The sequence below is a fragment of the Pseudomonas sp. R1-18 genome, from assembly GCF_051132095.1.
Classification (GTDB): Bacteria; Pseudomonadota; Gammaproteobacteria; order Pseudomonadales; family Pseudomonadaceae; genus Aquipseudomonas.
Window position 1 is genome coordinate 1,653,150 of the sequence record NZ_CP071658.1, and the last position, 16,894, is coordinate 1,670,043.

The 16,894-nt window shown below is 60.5% G+C and carries 18 protein-coding genes; 8 read left to right on the forward strand and 10 right to left on the reverse strand.

All coding sequences use genetic code 11. The annotated features are described in order from the left end of the window. Positions 1-120: 120 nt before the first annotated feature. From J3P77_RS07730 to J3P77_RS07740, 3 genes are all read right to left on the reverse strand, one after another. Positions 121-852 (reverse strand): DUF899 domain-containing protein, encoded by a 732-nt coding sequence (locus J3P77_RS07730; protein WP_434680854.1) that lies wholly within the window; start codon positions 850-852, stop codon positions 121-123. A 96-nt stretch (positions 853-948) separates the two neighbouring features. Beyond that, on the reverse strand, positions 949-1,893 hold the full coding sequence (locus J3P77_RS07735; RefSeq protein WP_434680856.1) for an alpha/beta hydrolase: 945 nt from the start codon (positions 1,891-1,893) through the stop codon (positions 949-951). A 110-nt stretch (positions 1,894-2,003) separates the two neighbouring features. Continuing rightward, positions 2,004-2,891 (reverse strand): LysR substrate-binding domain-containing protein, encoded by an 888-nt coding sequence (locus J3P77_RS07740; protein WP_434680858.1) that lies wholly within the window; start codon positions 2,889-2,891, stop codon positions 2,004-2,006. Between the two features lie 80 nt (positions 2,892-2,971). Here J3P77_RS07740 and J3P77_RS07745 point away from each other — a divergent pair, with 80 nt between their 5' ends. Then, positions 2,972-3,928, forward strand: coding sequence for a DMT family transporter (locus J3P77_RS07745; protein ID WP_434680860.1), 957 nt, complete (start codon positions 2,972-2,974; stop codon positions 3,926-3,928). 93 nt (positions 3,929-4,021) lie between these two features. Here the strand turns inward: J3P77_RS07745 and J3P77_RS07750 are convergent, their stop codons facing one another. Further along, on the reverse strand, positions 4,022-4,945 hold the full coding sequence (locus J3P77_RS07750) for a hypothetical protein (protein WP_434680861.1): 924 nt from the start codon (positions 4,943-4,945) through the stop codon (positions 4,022-4,024). A 361-nt stretch (positions 4,946-5,306) separates the two neighbouring features. Between J3P77_RS07750 and J3P77_RS07755 the strand changes: the two genes are divergently transcribed. The 5 genes from J3P77_RS07755 (at position 5,307) to J3P77_RS07775 (ending at position 9,845) form a co-directional block, all read left to right on the forward strand. Continuing rightward, positions 5,307-5,789 (forward strand): GNAT family N-acetyltransferase, encoded by a 483-nt coding sequence (locus J3P77_RS07755; protein WP_434680864.1) that lies wholly within the window; start codon positions 5,307-5,309, stop codon positions 5,787-5,789. Between the two features lie 414 nt (positions 5,790-6,203). Further along, the gene (locus J3P77_RS07760) at positions 6,204-6,464 is read left to right on the forward strand and encodes a DUF1652 domain-containing protein (RefSeq protein WP_434680866.1); all 261 of its coding nucleotides are present in this window, start codon (positions 6,204-6,206) and stop codon (positions 6,462-6,464) included. A gap of 631 nt (positions 6,465-7,095) precedes the next feature. Next, positions 7,096-8,493: a pyridine nucleotide-disulfide oxidoreductase gene (locus J3P77_RS07765; protein WP_434680867.1), complete on the forward strand. Its 1,398-nt coding sequence runs from the start codon at positions 7,096-7,098 to the stop codon at positions 8,491-8,493. A 94-nt stretch (positions 8,494-8,587) separates the two neighbouring features. Beyond that, positions 8,588-9,523 carry a ketopantoate reductase family protein gene (locus tag J3P77_RS07770; protein WP_434680869.1) on the forward strand — a complete coding sequence of 312 codons (936 nt, stop codon included), beginning with the start codon at positions 8,588-8,590 and terminating at the stop codon, positions 9,521-9,523. A gap of 79 nt (positions 9,524-9,602) precedes the next feature. Beyond that, positions 9,603-9,845 carry a hypothetical protein gene (locus J3P77_RS07775; RefSeq protein WP_434680871.1) on the forward strand — a complete coding sequence of 81 codons (243 nt, stop codon included), beginning with the start codon at positions 9,603-9,605 and terminating at the stop codon, positions 9,843-9,845. A 55-nt stretch (positions 9,846-9,900) separates the two neighbouring features. Here J3P77_RS07775 and J3P77_RS07780 read toward each other — a convergent pair whose 3' ends face one another. From J3P77_RS07780 to J3P77_RS07805, 6 genes are all read right to left on the reverse strand, one after another. Then, complete coding sequence (locus J3P77_RS07780; protein ID WP_434680873.1) at positions 9,901-10,281, reverse strand: hypothetical protein; 381 nt, start codon at positions 10,279-10,281, stop codon at positions 9,901-9,903. After that, positions 10,278-10,694, reverse strand: coding sequence for a phage holin family protein (locus J3P77_RS07785; RefSeq protein ID WP_434680875.1), 417 nt, complete (start codon positions 10,692-10,694; stop codon positions 10,278-10,280). The genes J3P77_RS07780 and J3P77_RS07785 overlap by 4 nt, the downstream gene beginning before the upstream one ends. After that, positions 10,694-11,389: a hypothetical protein gene (locus tag J3P77_RS07790; protein WP_434680877.1), complete on the reverse strand. Its 696-nt coding sequence runs from the start codon at positions 11,387-11,389 to the stop codon at positions 10,694-10,696. Before J3P77_RS07790 ends, J3P77_RS07785 begins: the two co-directional genes overlap by 1 nt. A 257-nt stretch (positions 11,390-11,646) precedes the next feature. Continuing rightward, positions 11,647-11,835: a carbon storage regulator CsrA gene (gene csrA, locus J3P77_RS07795; protein ID WP_125830898.1), complete on the reverse strand. Its 189-nt coding sequence runs from the start codon at positions 11,833-11,835 to the stop codon at positions 11,647-11,649. Between the two features lie 537 nt (positions 11,836-12,372). Continuing rightward, positions 12,373-13,725, reverse strand: coding sequence for a GntP family permease (locus tag J3P77_RS07800; protein ID WP_434680878.1), 1,353 nt, complete (start codon positions 13,723-13,725; stop codon positions 12,373-12,375). An 86-nt stretch (positions 13,726-13,811) separates the two neighbouring features. Further along, positions 13,812-14,303 (reverse strand): gluconokinase, encoded by a 492-nt coding sequence (locus J3P77_RS07805; protein WP_434681923.1) that lies wholly within the window; start codon positions 14,301-14,303, stop codon positions 13,812-13,814. Positions 14,304-14,580: 277 nt separating this feature from the next. Here J3P77_RS07805 and J3P77_RS07810 point away from each other — a divergent pair, with 277 nt between their 5' ends. Both J3P77_RS07810 and J3P77_RS07815 read left to right on the forward strand, forming a co-directional pair. After that, positions 14,581-15,597, forward strand: coding sequence for a LacI family DNA-binding transcriptional regulator (locus J3P77_RS07810; RefSeq protein WP_434680879.1), 1,017 nt, complete (start codon positions 14,581-14,583; stop codon positions 15,595-15,597). A gap of 297 nt (positions 15,598-15,894) precedes the next feature. Beyond that, the gene (locus J3P77_RS07815) at positions 15,895-16,866 is read left to right on the forward strand and encodes a YncE family protein (protein ID WP_434681924.1); all 972 of its coding nucleotides are present in this window, start codon (positions 15,895-15,897) and stop codon (positions 16,864-16,866) included. Positions 16,867-16,894: the final 28 nt, after the last annotated feature.

Genomic DNA, 16,894 nt, shown 5'->3' on the forward strand with positions numbered 1-16,894 from the left:
GCCGGAATTTTCGGGGCGACTGCTCAAGAGAAATGCTCAATGAATGTTGTTAATAGCAATCATTGTAATTTGATATTGATTCTCAGTAAATCGCCGGCCCCGGGGATGATGCGTGGCGTGTCACCTGACATTCCGGGTCGTAGCCACCTCATACCGATCATGATGCCGAACCCAATCCATGATCGGGTCTTCGTTGCGGCCCCTGGGGGTCAGGTCCAGGAAGTTGTAGGCGCCCACCAGCAGGTCGAGCCCTCGCGCGTAGGTTGAGTAGGTGTGGAATATTTCGCCAGCTTCGTTGCGGTAGAAAACGCTCAGCCCCGGCATTTCTTCGAACGGGTCGGCGCTTGGCTCGTAGTTGTAGGTCGCCTCGCCGGACGCCATCTGCTCGGCAGTGGTGGATACGCCGAAGTCGGCGTTGAACGGGCTGCCTGCCGATGATACCCACTTGAACCGCCAGCCCATGCGACGCTGGAATGTCTGGAATTCCTCCCAGGCTGCGCGAGACACCGCTACCAGCGAGACGTCATGGTGGGCCAGATGCAGGTTCGCGCCGTCCAGATGATCGGACAGGAACGAGCAGCCTTTGCAGCCTTGCCCCCAGCCGGGGCCGAACATGAAATGGTAGACGACCAGCTGGCTGTTGTTGCCGAACAGGTCGCCCAGACTCTGCTGGCCGTCCGGGCCGTCGAACTGATAAGGCGTGTCGACGCGGACCCAGGGTAGCGCTCGCCGCTCGGCATTGAGGCGGTCGCGTTGGCGGGTCAGTGCTTTTTCGTGGATCAGTTGCTGGCGGCGAGATTCGAGCCATTGCTCACGGGACACAACCGGGTGCGAGTGCAGGTTTTCGTTCATGACGTTTCTCCAGATCAAGTGACGGTCATGTAACGGTCGTTCGGGCGGCTCGCAAATCGACAGCGCTGCGCAGTTTTCGTCGGATGTGGCGATGAATCAACCCGCGTGGCTGGAGCGCGTATCCGGTTTCCTGGCCTGCGCGGGCGTTGTGGGGGACTTGAGCAGTGCCTGGATCGCCTGACTGTACGCTTGCCGGCCCAGACGCATGCTGTTGTTGTGCGTGCCGCCGGGGACCAACAGCAGATTCTTGGGCTCACGCGCCGCCGCGAACAGTTCCTCGCTGAAACGCGCCGGCACATAGCGGTCGTCCGTTCCGTGCACGATCAGCACGGGCATGTTGATGTCGGCAATCTTGTCCAGGGAATCGAATTTCTGTGACAGCAGCCAGCGTACCGGCAGCGAGGTATTGGCGATGGCCGTGGCGACGTCCGCCAGATTGGTGAAGGTCGACTCGATGATCAACCCGCGCACGGGCGCCGGGACATTCGCCTCGCGCGCGCCGCTTCCCAGCTCCGCCGCGAGGTCCACGGCCACCGCGCCGCCGAGCGAATGGCCGTATATGAGGCGTCGCTGCGGATCGGGTTGCAGCTGGACCAGCCGCTCCCAGGCAATGCGTGCATCTTCATAAACGGTGGTTTCAGACGGCAGCTGGCCCATGCTCTGGCCAAAGCCCCGATAGTCGATGGCCAGGATTGAAAAGCCCAGCGACCTGAGCTGCTCGATGCGGAACAGCTGCCCGGTCAGGTTCCAGCGTGAGCCGTGCAAGTAAAGCACTGCGGGCGCATCCTTGCGCTGTGCCGGCCACCACCAGGCATGAATGTTCTGCGTGGTGCCGAAACCGGGGGCCCTGAGCTCCAGTTCCTGCACATCAGCGGGCAAGCCGCTGTACCAACTCGCGGTTCCGGGCTCGATACGAAACACCAGCTCGCGCTCCTTGTGTTGCAGCACGGCGCAGCCGACGGGCAGGCCGACGATCACGGCGATCATGCACGCCCAGGTGAAACGGCGGGCCTTGAGGCGGGCGAGGGTGAATAGCGGCATGGCGAGCGTTCCGGTAAACAAAGTGAAATAAATGCCGGTTCTGCGCCGGGCTTGCAAGTTCGGGCGGCGGTTATCGGTTACAGAATATTGCCTGCAGCGACGCCGAGCGATCAGCGGCGAAAATGTTCGCGAGTCAGCCGGGTCACAGCCTGAACCGCGTCGCTGGCTTCGCCAGGCGCGCCGATCAGCTGAACATGGTGAGGCGTCATCGGCGGAAAGCCTTCTTCGGCAACCAGCACACGCATCCGCGGGCTGACACGTTCGCGATCAATCACGCCGACGGCCAGCCCGGCGCAGATCGCGGTCTCCAGCGCGGTCATGCTGGCACTCATCAGCACGGTGCGCCATGACTTGCCGAGTCTGGCAAGCGTATCGACCGCCATGCTGCGGTAAGGGCAGCCTTTACCATACAGCGCCAGTGGCACCGGTTTGTCAGCATCGACGTTGAAATTGTGTGCCGCCACCCAGACCGGCTCGGTCGTACCGAAATACTCCAGCGGTTCGGCACCGGAGCCTTGCAGACCGACAGGTTCCACAATCAGCGCCAGATCCAGCTGACCCCGTGCCAGGCGAGTCTTCAACCGGCCGCTGGACCCGGTCAGCACTTCCAGCTCGATATCGGGATACTCAGCGGCCAGAGGCGCCAGCACCCCGCCGAGCAGCTGTTCGGCAAATTCGTCTGAAATACCGACGCGCACCCGGCCTTGTGCGCTGGTCCGGGCATAGCTGGCCAGCATGCGGTCGTGAACCGCCAGCAATTCCGCGCTCTGCAGCGCGAAGCGCCGGCCGAGCGGCGTCAGGGTGACGGTCTGATTGTCGCGCTCCAGCAAACGCCCGCCGGCCAGCTCTTCCAGACGCTTGATATGCACGCTCACCGCCGAGGGGCTGCGGTTCAGGAAGCTGGCGGCGGCGAGAAACTGCCCGAAGCGCACCACGGCCTGAAAAGTGCGCAACAGTTCGATCTCGAAGGCATAGTGGGTGGTTGCGAAATTTTGCATGACTGCTGCCGATCGTTTCGTTTGATTGAATTGGAACGTCCTTCATATCATCGAGCTTCAGGTGACGAAAGGAGCACGGCATGGCTAAGCGACAGGCGGGCACCCAGGCAACGACGATTTTTCCATGGTTGATTGGCGGATCGCTGTTAACGGCAATGGTGGTGAGCTGGAGCTCCGGATTCATCGGCTATCGGTACGCGGCGGACCAGAGCGGTGTGATGCTGGCCACGTTCTGGCGGTTTGTGCTCGCCGCTGTAGTGTTACTGCCGTGGGGGTGGAGCGCCCTGCGCTCAATGAGCGGGCGGGCCATTGCCGGCCAGGCCTGGGTAGGCGTGTTCGCCATCGCCGGGTTCATCACGCCCATTGCCAAGGCTATCGAGTGGGGCCTGGCGCCTGGCGTCACAGCGCTGATTGCTAACCTGCTGCCGGTGGCCATCGTCACATTGTCGTTATGGGCCCCGGAGCAACGAACCACCCTTCGCCAGGCCGGGGGTTTCGCGATCTGCCTGGCGGGCATGGTGGTCGCCAGCGTTCCCGATTTGCAGGGGCAGGGCTCAGCCTACTGGTTGTACCTGCTGCCCGTTCTCGGTGTGGTCTCGCTGGCCGGGTCGAGCCTGTTTCAGAGACGCGCGAGTACTGCCAACGTACCGGCCATTGGCGGGCTGTTCATTCAGATTTGCGCAACACTGCCGGTTTTTGCCCTGCTCGCCTGGCAGGAAGGAACGCTCAATCCGGTAGCCAGCGCAGGGTTCATCACCGGCGTGGGCTGGCTGGCCGTGTTTTCGACGCTGGGTGGTTATGGTTTCTACTGGATCTGTCTGCAGCGTTATTCGGTGCAGACCGTCAGTGCGGCAATGTTCCTGACGCCTCTGGTGACCCTGGTGTGGGCCAGCATCCAGTTCGGCGAAGCGATGACCGGCTGGGCAGTAGCAGGGTCGGCGATTACCCTGGCGGGCGTAACTGTCCTTGCCGCCCGCACGGCGTCTCGGACACATGCAAAAGCCGCTTCCCCACAGGGGGAAGCGGCGCCGGAGTGAAACATCAATTCATGAACAGGGCGATCAAAATGATGATCGGAATAGGTATGCCGAGCATCCACAGCAATATTGAGCGCATTTGTTTTCTCCAGATTAACGGACAGTTCTTGTGGTGTAGTCGGTGGTGGTGACAGATGCGTCGCGACGGCGGCCGCCATAGATGGCGGCAAGGCTGGCAAAGAATGCGCCTAACAGCAGGGTGACGAATGTCCACAAGGCAGTGCCGGCGGCGACCGTCGCTGCCGTATCGGCGGCTTCCCGGGCGGTGTTCTTCGCGTCTTCGACCGATTTGAGCGCCTGGCCATAAACCTCATCGACCCGACGCTCTGCGTCCGGCTGGCTGAGGTTGGTCTTCTGCGCGACCAGTTGCGCCAGGTAGGTGCGGTCTTCCGGGCTCATCTGGCCGTTGTTGTTCAGGGTCCGGGTGAAAACCCGCAGCACCACCGTATGAACTTCGTCATCGCTGGCCGATGAGGGGTTGTCGGCACGGAACAGTCTGTCGACAAAGTACGAATAGTCCTGGCCGCTCACGTTACTGGCTGCACCACCCGCCGCTTGCGAGACTGCGCTTGCCGCGCCCGATGCCGCGCTAGCGCCAGCCCTTACGCCGGCACCCACCACGCCTGCCGCCGATCCGACGATCAGGCTGGCCGCCAGCAGCGTGGCAACGGCCCACGCCAGGAACCCGTGGGCGGTGTCGCGAAAGTACACTTCATCGTCGTGCACATTGACCCATTTGACCCGCAGCCGGCCCGCCAGATAACCGCCGAGTCCGGAGGACACTATCTGCACGATAACCAGCCAGATGACCGTCGAAATTCCAAGTGTTTTGGCGCTGGCACCTTCGTCGCCCCAAGGCGAAACCGCGGAAAAGCCCAGCCCGATGCCGAGCATCAACAGCAGCATGGACATGATGGCGGCGGCGGCAGCGCCTGCGAATATCGCGCCCCAGGACACCCCTGAGAGATTTCCCGCTTGTTGCTCGGCGCCGACATAAGTGTCATTGGGTGAGACCATGGTCGTTTACTCCGTACTGGACGTGTGGGTACATCGCTCTTGGTAAACCCGGGCGCCGAGTCCTGTTTACAAGCTCACGACTTGAACCCCAGCAAGTGCCGACCACTCATCACCGTGCCCCGCGCGCGGCATACCGGAGAATTCCCCAGACTTCAATGAGTTGCGGCATGTGATTGAAGGGTAGCGTGAATGAGATACGACTTTAGTCCCGTTTGTTATTAAACCCTGCGCCCTTGCTCTCTTCCGGCTGCTTGCTGTATGGATAGCCATGTGAATTCTGTCGCCTGACAGTGCGTTATTTGCGGCTTCGCTTATAGTCTCTATCGTTGCTTCTTCATTTTCTTCAAAAGGTTACCGCTCAATGTTTCTACATCGCCCCCTGGAAGAAAAAGACATCGCTGTCGTATGTGAACTGCCACAAAATGCCGACGAGCTGTTCTACATGTTCCCCAGAGCGGTTTTCCCATTGACGCCGTCACAGCTGCGTGACGCGCTGGAGTCGCGGTATGACTCCACGGTGATTGAAATGAATGGCGAGGTCGTGGGGTACGCCAACTTTTCACGCTGTGAATTTCGCGGACGCTGCTCGCTGGGCAACGTGATCATCGCCCCGAAGGCCCGATCCAAAGGGGTGGGGCGCTACATGATCAGCTGCATGATGGACATTGCCTTTGACAAGCATGAAGCCAGGGAGCTGACCGCATCCTGTTACAACCACAATGTGCCGGGATTGTTGTTCTACCCGCGGATGGGTTTCCGTCCGTTCGCGATCGAAGAGCGCCGTGACAAACACGGCGCTCGGGTTGCGGTTATCCATCTGCGTCTGGCCAGCTCGAACGAATGAGTCCGCTGCGCAGTCTGAGCGTCGGGTTCGGACTGTTACCGTAAAAACCTCACGACACTGCCGCCATGGAGCTGGCTGAGCATGGGTTCAGGCTGCCGTTCGTCTGGCGCTTCAGCGTCGACACAAAGACCTTGCCTCGTAAAAACCGTCCCTGATCGGGTAAAAAACAGCCAAACCCGCCTAGATGAAACGTTTTTTCCGGAAAACATCATTATTGTCATGGGTCAATGCATTAAATGCTCGCTCAAAGGCAAGTTGCCTGCATGGTTGGCCGGGGGTATAACGGTGCGGACGGATCAAGTAAGTGGCGACAATCAATTGGCGGGCAATGGCATGCCTTGCCTCGTTGTTAGATACGAACCGTTGAAACTGTCTTTATGGCAGCGCTTACATTATTAATATGGAGATAACAAAATGATCGGACTGTCTACCCTGGAGCTGCGCAGCATCGTTGAAGGCGCGTTCCTTCCGTTACGCTGCACCTGCACCGTGGCTCCAGACCACTCAATGACGGTGCAGATCGTTGACCCTGCTTCCAGCCGTGTTGATCTGCTGGTCACCGGCATTTCGATCAACCGCCTCAACAGCAGCCGCGACATCTCCAATCTTGTTGCCGAGTTGCGTGATGAGCTGGCTCATGGTGCGCCTGCCCAAGCGCAGTATCGAACTGCCTGATTTTCCTGCTGCTCCCTGATTTTCCTGGAACCCCGGCCTGTGAAGGCCGGGGTTTTTGGTATGGGCGAGATACGCAGTCTTACCATATGGGCTGCGCCGCGATGGTCAAATGGCTGACGCTGGTTATCCGTGAAAATCCTCGCGGGCGATGGAAAAATAAATTGAACCCGCCGTGCCGGCCAAGAGCTCGAAAGATCGAAACAGCGCAGATGAAAAAAAAGAATTATCGCTTTATTATCAATGGCTTATGGAGTTATCGAAAGATCGAAGCATGGCTTAGATAGTAATTTGACACCCTCCAGAATCCCTGCAACTATCAAATCATTCTCCTCGCAAGACTATTACCCCTATGCCTGATCCAGACGCATTCCTGGTCCGGCGGTAGCTTGCGCTGCTGAACGGCAAATTCTTATTTCTCATGAACGCAGGCGCACCATCGCCGGATGGCGGCCGAAGTGTCCGGTCGTTTTTTGACATGTCGTTTGGCACTACTTGTTTTTACCTATTCAGAAAAAGTTGTTTTGTTTCTTCGAGAACGTGCATGAACGCTGGTTCGTATTAATCGCCAGGTATTCGCTCGCCCAGAACTTCTGGAGTGCACCTAAGTGTTGATATGACAGGGAGCATCATGATGTTTGAAGATCATTTGGAAACCAGCTGCGGGTGCGTGGTCGGTGGTGCAGGCGTAGCGGGCATGGGTTTTTTGTTCAACGCACTCAAAAGCGGCAGCCTGACCGATCTGGCGACCAATGGCCTGGTTGTGATCGATTCAAGTGATACGCCAGGGACCGGCATGCTGGGGCAGTACCGCATCACTGCGAACTCGGTGGGTGACGTATTCATCGACTGCCTGCGCGATCCGGCGCTGCGCGACGTGTTCGAGCCACTGGAATACTCGCCTGCCTACTGGCGCATTCGCGGCCAGGCACAGAGCGCGCCGCCTCTTGCGGACGTCGGCATATTGATGGCCGAAGCCTCGCGTCTGGTGCTTGACCACATAGCCCGCCGCTACGGGGTGAAAATCTGGCACAGCACCACGATCACCGAGGTCATCTGCGACGAGGACGAATACTGCGTCCGGGTCGAGACCGAAGGCTGCGCCCGGCTGATCCGGTGCCAGACGCTGGTCCTCAACCTAGGCGGGTGCCAGGAGCCGCAGCATTTGATTCGCAGCCTCGCCGAACAGAAATTGCCGCTGAGCCCTGCCGTGAATATTCAGAGTTCCGACCGGCTGTTGCGCATGAACGGCGTTCAGTTGCGGGAAGTGTTTGCCCCGGCGCTGGCCAGTGATGGGCGGATTACCGTAGTCGGCGGCTCTCACAGTGCCTTTTCCATGCTGGAGAACCTGGCCGATGCCCTTGAATTCGCCGGCCTGCAGGAGTTGACGCTGATCCACCGCTCACAGATCCGGCTGTTCTATGAAAGCGCGGAAGAGGCGATTGCCGCCGGTTACGCATTCGATCCGGTGCGCGACGTATGCCCCGTTTCCGGACGAATCAATCGCTCCGGCGGCCTGCGCTACCGGGCGCTGGACATCGGCCGCGAAGCGCTCAAGAGCGGGCGGGTCGGCAAGACCGGCGTGCGGGTTCAGCTGTTGCAGACAGACGGCGGCAAGCCGGGCGATTTCGAGAAAGCCAGAGCGGCGTTGGCTGACTCCTGCGTGGTTGTGCAATGCACCGGTTACCAGCCGCGGTTGCCAACGCTGCGTCACAGCGACGGCAGCGCCATGGTGCTGCGCGAAACCAAGGGCGGGCTCGATTCGGATACGTCGGGCTGTCCCGTCGAGCGCGGTGGCCGGCGCCTGCACGGCCTGTACCTGTTCGGGCTGGGTGCGGGGCTCGGTGTTGACCCGCTGCTGGGCAGCGAACCTTCTTTCGATGGACGGATCTACGGCGTCTGGCAGTTTCACCACGACGCCAGCCGGGCGGTCATCGAAGCGGTGCTGGCGCGGCAAAGCAATCGGGCGGCGGCACTCAACGCGTCCCGGATTATCGCGAGCCGCCAGGCGGAAACCCGCTCTACGGCCTGAAGCCGGGCGATGCGCTGGTCTGTGCTTCATTGAGCCGGGTTGAAACTTGCTCTACGCTCGCGGTAACGCAATGCGCACAGACAGGAGATCGGCCATGCGTATCCTGATCGTGGGAGCCGGGGCGACCGGTGGCTATTTTGGTGGTCTCTTGCTTGAAGCCGGACGCGCGGTAGTTTTTCTGGCTCGACCGGAGCGGGCTGATGAGCTGGCGCGCGATGGACTTGTGGTACGCAGCTCGACCGGTAACTTTCAGTACCCGGCGCCACCCGTCGTTCTGGCGCATCAGCTTGATCAGCACTACGACCTGGTCTTGGTGTGCTGCAAGGCGTATGACCTTGAGGCAGCCATGGATGCCTTCGCTCCGGCGGTGGGCCCGCATAGCTCGATCCTGCCCTTGCTCAACGGCCTGGCCCATCTGGACCGGCTGGCCGGGCGCTTCGGCATGGATGCGGTATTGGGCGGCCAGTGTCTGGTTTCGCTGGACCGCGACTCGACCGGCGCCATTCTGCACCTCAACAGTACAAGCCAGCTTTCGTTCGGCGAGACGAGCGGCGGCGTGACGCCCCGCATCCTGCGGGTCGCCGAGGCGCTGGCCGATGCCGGCTTCGAAGCCAATCTCAGCCAGCACATCCTTCAGGACATGTGGGACAAGTGGTGTTTCATCGCCACCGGAGCGGGCATTACTGCCTCAATGCGCGCCTCCATTGGCGACGTGCTGGAGGCCGGCGGTCACGGGATGATCCTCAGCCTGATGGCCGAATGCGTCGGTGTCGCCACCGCTGCTGGCTTTGCCCCGAGCCCCGCGGTGCGCGAGCGTTTTCTCAGGATCCTCACCGAGCCGGGTTCGAAGCTCACAGCTTCGATGCTCAGAGATATCGAACGGGGGGTATCCACCGAGGTCGAACAGATTCTTGGCGATCTTTTAGCCAGGCGGGAAGAACTGGGCCTTTTGGCGCCGTCCCCGTCGGTGCTGGACTTCGCCTGTACCCACCTCAGAGCCTATGAAGCCCGCCGTCGGCGCGAGCAGTAGAGTCCCTGCCCGGCAGACCTGCCCACCCACCTGTGCGGGCCGGATCGGGTAACGTCGAGTCATAAAGGAGATGCGAGTCATGCCAGTCAAACACGATTTGTTCGCGGATTTGAAGTTGACCAAGGATGAAGTCGCTGAGCGCAGCCGGAGCGACGCCAAGCTGCAGCAACTGCTCAGTGAATACGACGAGGCGGATCTGAACGTACTCGATGCCGAAAAAGGATCGGCGGGTGGAGCGGGTGACGACGAGCTGAAGAAACTCAAGGAAAAACGCTTGCTGGTGAAGGACAAGATCGTACAGCGACTTTCTGCGGCGCGCTGACAACGCAGTAGCTGGATAAAACAACGGCCCTCTTTGAGGGCCGTTTGCGTTTTCATTATCCCAGGCCCGACGACGAGCCCGGGCCCTGGGCGGCCTTGGGATCTCCGGTCGTGGGGTGGCCTACGATGTCGCTGCCTTCAGCGCCGGGCATGCCGGTCGTATCCGCGGCGCCCGACGTGGCGTCGCTACTCTGGCGGTCTGCCGCAAGCGGGTTGTGCTCCATCAATCGGGCACGCGCCTGACTGGCCAGCTGCTTCTCGCGGGCACTGATCGGCAAGGCCGCGCCGATCAACGCGCCGAAGGCGATGCCAATAGCCGCAGCCACCAGAGGCTGGTCGCGCAGCAGGCGTGTAGTGAATCCGCCGCGCTGGCTGTTGATGGTCTGCGACTCCAGCGTGAAGTGTTCCGGGGTGTCAAAGCTGCTGTCTATGCTCATGAGACCTTGCTCCTTATAGCTTCCTTGTCTTTCTGCAGTGCGCTGGCGGCGCGTTCGGGTGTCAGGTTGGACGGCTCCAGCCTTTTGCTGCCCGCCTGGACCATGAAAAAGCCGATTACCAGCGCTGCTACGCCGACGATCAGGGCTGACAGCCAGGGCGCCAGGACATTCGACAGGGCATACACGCCCGCCAGCAACACCGTGATCAAGCCGCCGAGCATGACGATGGCACCGCCGCCGACGGCGATTGCCCCTTGCTTGACGCCCTGAACCGATTCACGCAATTCGGCCCTGACCAGCGCGATCTCTTTGGTAACCAGCGCGGGGACCTCGTGGGCCAGTTGCCGGATGAGCCCGATCACTGAAGTTTCGCCCTCCGGTGTCGCATCGGGAGGGGTAGTGGGTGTGGTCATCACACGTCTCCTCTGGGCATGCCTGTCAGCGGCGAACCGGCTCTGGGCGGTTCGTCATCGAAGTCCGCCGCGCGGTCCAGACCGCTCGGACGATCAGGGATACCTGTACCGGGCCGTGCGCTGTGCAGAACATCGTCGTTATGCGGATGGGTGGCGACCATCTCTTCGGCTGCCAGGGTCGAAGGGCTGATCGGATCGTACGGCGCGTCGGAAGCGTCGTTCGCGAAGCCGCTGTCAGAGAAATCCTGGGCGTCGGGCGAGGTCCATGAGGAGGTCGAGGGTGCCGACGCCTTGAACAGCCGCGACAGGCCGAGCCCCAAGGCGACGCTGCCGGCCAGGAACAGCATCGGGTTGTCACGGGCCAGGCGGCCGGCGTCCTGAAGCAGTTGCTCGGCATTCCGGTTGCGCAGTCCGTCTGCCAGGCTGGTCATCTGGCCGGCAACGTTTGCCACGTAGCCGGACAGCCCCAACGTGTCATGGGCTTCCATCTGCTGCGCCGCGGACTGAGCGGTCTGGGCAATGCTTTCAAGCTGGTCCGCCGCCGTGTCCTTGTACTGGTCGATCTGCGCACCGGCCTGTTCCTTGACGTGTTCTACCGCGCCCGACAGATCTTCCTTCAGCACCTGGCGCGTATCCTGGGCCGACTGATCACCGGAGGCATTCGGGGTCGTAGAGCTTTCATTGGGGTTTGCCATTGTCATTCACCGTTTGGTTGCTACCGGAAAGAAAATGCTCGGCTCACTGCGCACAACGGGCTGGCATCGATCTGCATGCTTACCTGCGGTGGACTGCCAAATTTTCCGGGACGTTCCGGGCGGGTGACCAATGGTCGGGTGCCGAGCGTGGGGCTTGGCGCGGGCATAAAAAACGGCGCTCTCGTGGCGCCGTGGGGCGGACCTGCCCGGTGGCATGGGCAGGTCGGCATCGAATAAGGGGGAGTTGGTGCGGGGACTTATTGTGGCTCTTGCTGAGGTGCCAGTTCTGCCTGGATACGTTTGTAGATCTCTTCGCGGTGTACTGACACATTTTTGGGTGCATTGATGCCCAACCGGACTTGCAGCCCTTGAACGCCAAGAATGGTTACGGTGATCTCATCACCGATGTTTATGCTTTCGCCTACTTTGCGAGTGAGTATCAACATAATCTTTTCCTTGATGGCCTCTTGTAACGCCTCTATCAAGAGGCTGGCGTTTGCCTTTGCGTAGTGATTGTTGCCGAGTACATCCAAATGCATGCATCCGTTATAGGACGCCACTTGATTGAAATTAATTCCCTCGGGTCATTTTCCTGTCATCGAGATTTGCATCAGCGATACGACGAGTGCGCCAATTCTGCCCGTTTCGGCACGGAAATGCCCGTGTTTACTGGTGAAAGGTAAAAAGTAACGTGAACAGCGGCGCACCTCCGAGGGGCCATCGGGTTACGGAGAGAGGTTGTCGGCTGCAACGCTCCGACGCATATAAGCGTAGGCACAAGTCTGTAACATTGCCTGAGCTATCCGAGGAATTGGCCGGAGAAGGCGTACGGGTATGTAGGAAACTGCAACCGCAGCGGTTGGCAGGGGCAGTGGACGTTGCCGGACAGAGCCTGGCGAGGTGGCCGGGGAGCACGCGGGGGCGCGGGAAGCGAGGGAATTCCCCGGCAGCTCTGGGCGAGTTGCCGGGGATCGATCAGACGATCAGATCACCATTGACAGCAGCATGATGAAGATCAGGCCGACCACCGAAAGGATGGTTTCCATGACCGTCCAGGTCTTGAACGTCTCGGTCACAGTCATGTTGAAGTACTGCTTGACCAGCCAGAAACCTGCGTCGTTCACGTGCGACAGAATCAGCGAGCCGGCACCGGTGGCCAGGACCAGCAGTTCGCGATTGACGCCCGGGATCAGGCCGACCACCGGAGCCACGATGCCGGCGCCGGTGATGGTGGCGACGGTGGCGGAGCCGGTGGCAATGCGGATCACCGCGGCAACCAGCCAGGCCAGCATGATCGGGTTGATCTGCGCCTGTACCGCCATATGGCCGATCACATCGCCGACGCCGCTGGCGACAAGCATCTGCTTGAAGCCACCGCCGGCACCGACGATCAGCACGATGGCGGCAACCGGCGCCAGGCTCTGATCCAGCAGCTTCATGATCTTGGCGCGGTCAAAGCCACGCGCGGCGCCGAAGGTGTAGAACGCCAGCAGCAGCGCGGCGAGCAGGGCGGTGATCGGGTGACCGATCAGGTCCATCCAGATGCGGAAGATGTGATTTTCCGGCAGTACCACATCAGCGAAGGTCTTGAGCAGCATCAGGAACACTGGCAACAGGATGGTCACCAGCGTGATGCCGAAGCCGGGCAGGTTTTCGGTGCTCGATTCCTTGGCAATCTGGTCCATCAGTTCCTGAGATGGAGTGCCCGGAATATGCTTCGAAATCCATTTGCCGAAGATCGGACCTGCAATGACGGCGGTCGGCAACGCAACGATCAGACCGTAGAAAATGGTCTTGCCGATGTCCGCGCCGAAGATGCCGATGGCCAGCAGCGGACCCGGGTGCGGAGGCACCAGCCCGTGGACTGCCGACAGACCTGCGAGCAGCGGGATACCGATCTTGACGATCGATACGCCGGTGCGACGCGCGACGATGAACACCAACGGGATCAGCAGCACGAAGCCGATCTCGAAGAACAGCGGGATGCCCACCAGAAAGGCGGAAAACATCATCGCCCAGTGGACCTTCTGCTTGCCGAAGACACGGATCAGCGTCTGCGCGATCTGGTCGGCGCCGCCGGAGTCGGCCATCAGTTTGCCGAGCATGGTGCCCAGGCCAAGGATGATGCCGACGAAGCCCAGTACGCCGCCGAAGCCGTCCTGGAAGGATTTCATGACTTTTTCCACCGGCATTCCGGAGGTCAGGCCCAGAAAGCCGGCAGCCAGGGTCAGGGCGACGAAGGGGTGAACCTTGAATTTGGTGATCAGCAGCACAAGGCCAATGATGGTCACCAGAGCATCGATCAGCAGATACGTCTCGTGGGTCATACCGAACATGGGGATGTCTCTCCGGTTATCGTTGTTTTTTGGGAGCTGTAACACGCGCTGCAAGCAAGATAGCGCTGTCTTTCGCACTCACGCCTTTAGCTGGCATGCGACGCTTTCCACCAAGCCGCGGCTTGCTGGCCGATGGCGTCGATAGGCTGAGTCGCATCCACCACCAGCGTCCGGTCCTCGCCATACGGCGCTTCGAGGGTCGCGAATTGGCTGTCGACCAGGCTGGCCGGCATGAAGTGCCCTGGCCGCTGCGCGCACCGTTCGGTAGCCATGTCCTTGCTCAGTTCCAGGAAGACAAAGCCCAGGCCGGGTACGGCCTGACGCAGGCGCTCGCGGTATTTGAGTTTGAGGGCCGAGCAGGTCAGCACCGGACGTTCGCCGTTGCGCAAGGCAGCCGCCATCTCTTCGCCGAGGCGGGTCAGCCAGCCGGCGCGGTCGTTATCGTCCAGAGGAGTGCCGGCGCTCATCTTGTCGATGTTGGCCTGGGGATGAAACGCATCGCCTTCGATCAGGCGACCGCCGCTGTTCAGAGCGATCTGGGCACCGATGACGCTTTTGCCGCAGCCGGCAACGCCCATCACTACCACGGCGGTAATAGCAGAATTAGCAGTTGTCACAATGTAGGTACCTCGACTGAAGACAGCGCTGTCTTTGGCCGGTGGACAGGACGTCCGGCCAAGGCCGCTCCAGTTCTTGTCGTTGTTTTGAATTCTGCGTTATCCATCGCAAGCGACTCTCCGTGCGGCCCGGTCGAGCGGTATATTGCCAGCGATAAGCATTGTCACGGTCCCTGAGACAGCGCTACCTTAGGGGGCATGTGTCATATTTGGCAACCCTTATGTTAGTTGGCAACGCATGATCCGCATCGGTTCCCGTTCCACCGGTCGTCCGACCCTCAACGAAGTGGCGCAATTGGCCGCCGTTTCTCCGATTACCGCCTCACGTGCACTGCGCGGAATACCGACCGTGGCGCCCGAGCTTGTCGAGAAAGTAAGGGCTGCGGCGCTGTCGCTGGGCTACGTCGCGAACCCCGCAGCGCGGGCCCTGGCGTCCTCGCGCAGCCAGACGGTGGTGGTGCTGGTCCCGTCGCTTTCGAACCAGTTGTTCATCGAAACCCTGGAGGCCATTCAGGACGTGCTTGGTGTGCGCGGTCTGGACGTTGTGATCGGCAATTATCACTACTCGCCCGAGGAAGAAGAAAAGCTGCTGCGCACTCATCTGGTCAATCGTCCGCGCGGCGTCCTGCTGACAGGCTTCGACCGCACCGCGGCGTCCCGCCAGTTGCTGGAGGCCAGCGGCGTACCCTGCGTGCACATGATGGAGCTTGATGGCGGACGGGGCGGTTACTGCGTGGGCTTTTCCCAGGAGCGCGCCGGCGCCGCCGCGGCCAGCCATCTGCTCGAACGTGGCCGCACGCGCCTGGCGTACGTGGCGGCACAGCTTGACCCGCGCGTGTTGCAGCGAGGCGCAGGGTTTCGGCGGGTGCTTGAAGAGGCCGGCAGGTTCGATCCGGCACTTCAGATGAGTTCGCCGCTGCCGTCCTCTATAGGCCTGGGCAGTGAGCTGTTCGCGCGCCTGCTGCGCGAGCACCCGGATGTGGACGGAGTGTTCTTCTGTAATGACGACCTTGCCCAGGGTGCGGCACTGGAAGCATTGCGCCTGGGTATTCGCATTCCGCAGCAGGTGTCGCTGGTCGGCTTCAATGACCTGCCGGGATCGGCGCATATGGTCCCCAGGCTCACATCCATCCGCACGCCGCGCCAGGAAGTCGGTCAGCGCGCGGCGCACCTGCTTCTGGGGCTGCTTGATGGTGTGGACCAGCGTGCGCAGGTCGATCTGGGTTTCGAACTGGTCACCCGCGAAAGCTCCTGACGCCTGCCGCACGGTCACTGACCAACGGCGGGCCTGGTTCGGCGTGAGTTCCGGAGAGGTCTGGGCCGGGAGCACGGTGCCTTTCGCTGCGGCATACCCCGGCGAGCTGCGCGATTTGCCTGCGATGACTGTCATTTCTGACAGTACCCAAGCCCATCGGTTGAGTATTCAATGACCTTACATTTGGATCCGATCGGCTTACCGGCATTACCCCGCATCGATTTTTGATGGGGATTATTTTTTTTCCTCTTCCCCATTGTCGCGGTCTTGCGAAAGACCTACTCATTGGTGAGTGAAATGCACAAAAGAGCCTCGCAGAACCTTAGCGCCTCTGCCCAAATGACTGATTCCATTGGCACTACGGTACCGCTTGATACCGCATGGCTTGTCGGAATAATCCCCCTGGATTTCGTCCCGCGGGAAATCGCTATCAGTCATGACGAAAAAACACTTTTTGTTGCCCACGCTGACGGACAGGCAGTCAGCGTTATTGATATCGCGACCAATAGCATCACGCGACAGATTCACCGCACCGGGGCCGGCGATATCACCCTCAGCCCTGACGGCGCCAAACTGTATACGGTGGGAACCACCTGCTGTTACGTCATCGACACTTACAGCCACGAAGTCATCGATACCATTCCGTCCCGTGGCGTGAACAGAATTGTCTGCAGCCCCAATGGCCGGTTTCTCGGGCTGTCGTTCGAATACTCACCAGACGGCTTGATTCGCCTGGTCGACCGGTATGACTACAGTTGTGAAAACGATTTCGACCTTGGCACCCGAGCCGATACCAGCTTGGTGCTGGCGATCAGCGCGGACAGCACGCTCGTCTACGCATCGGTACGGGGCAACAGCGAGGACAGCACACGGGTATCGGTCATCGACACCACCGATTATTCACAGATCGATATCCCGGGCTTTCGCGAGCCGCAGTCCATGGTGACAAGCCCGGACGCCAATGTTCTTTATGTGGGCGGGCGCAACGGCGTGTATTTCGTGGATGCAGTCACGTACAAGCTGTTTCGTATTGTGGAGTTGGGTATGCCCGGGTATCCGGTTGAAGTTATCGGTGTCACTCCGGACGGCCACCATGTTTACGCAATGCATGGCTGTGAAGGCGATCTTTATCGAATCGATACCTATGACTACAAGGCGACATGCGTCGCCTCGCTGCCCTCGGCTTCCGGTTCCGTGCTGAGCGCCGATGGCACCCGCTTATATACGACCCACTCGGGCCTGCAGTGGATTTCCCTTTATGCGCTGTGAGTCGACCCGCAAACCGCTGCGCAAGGGC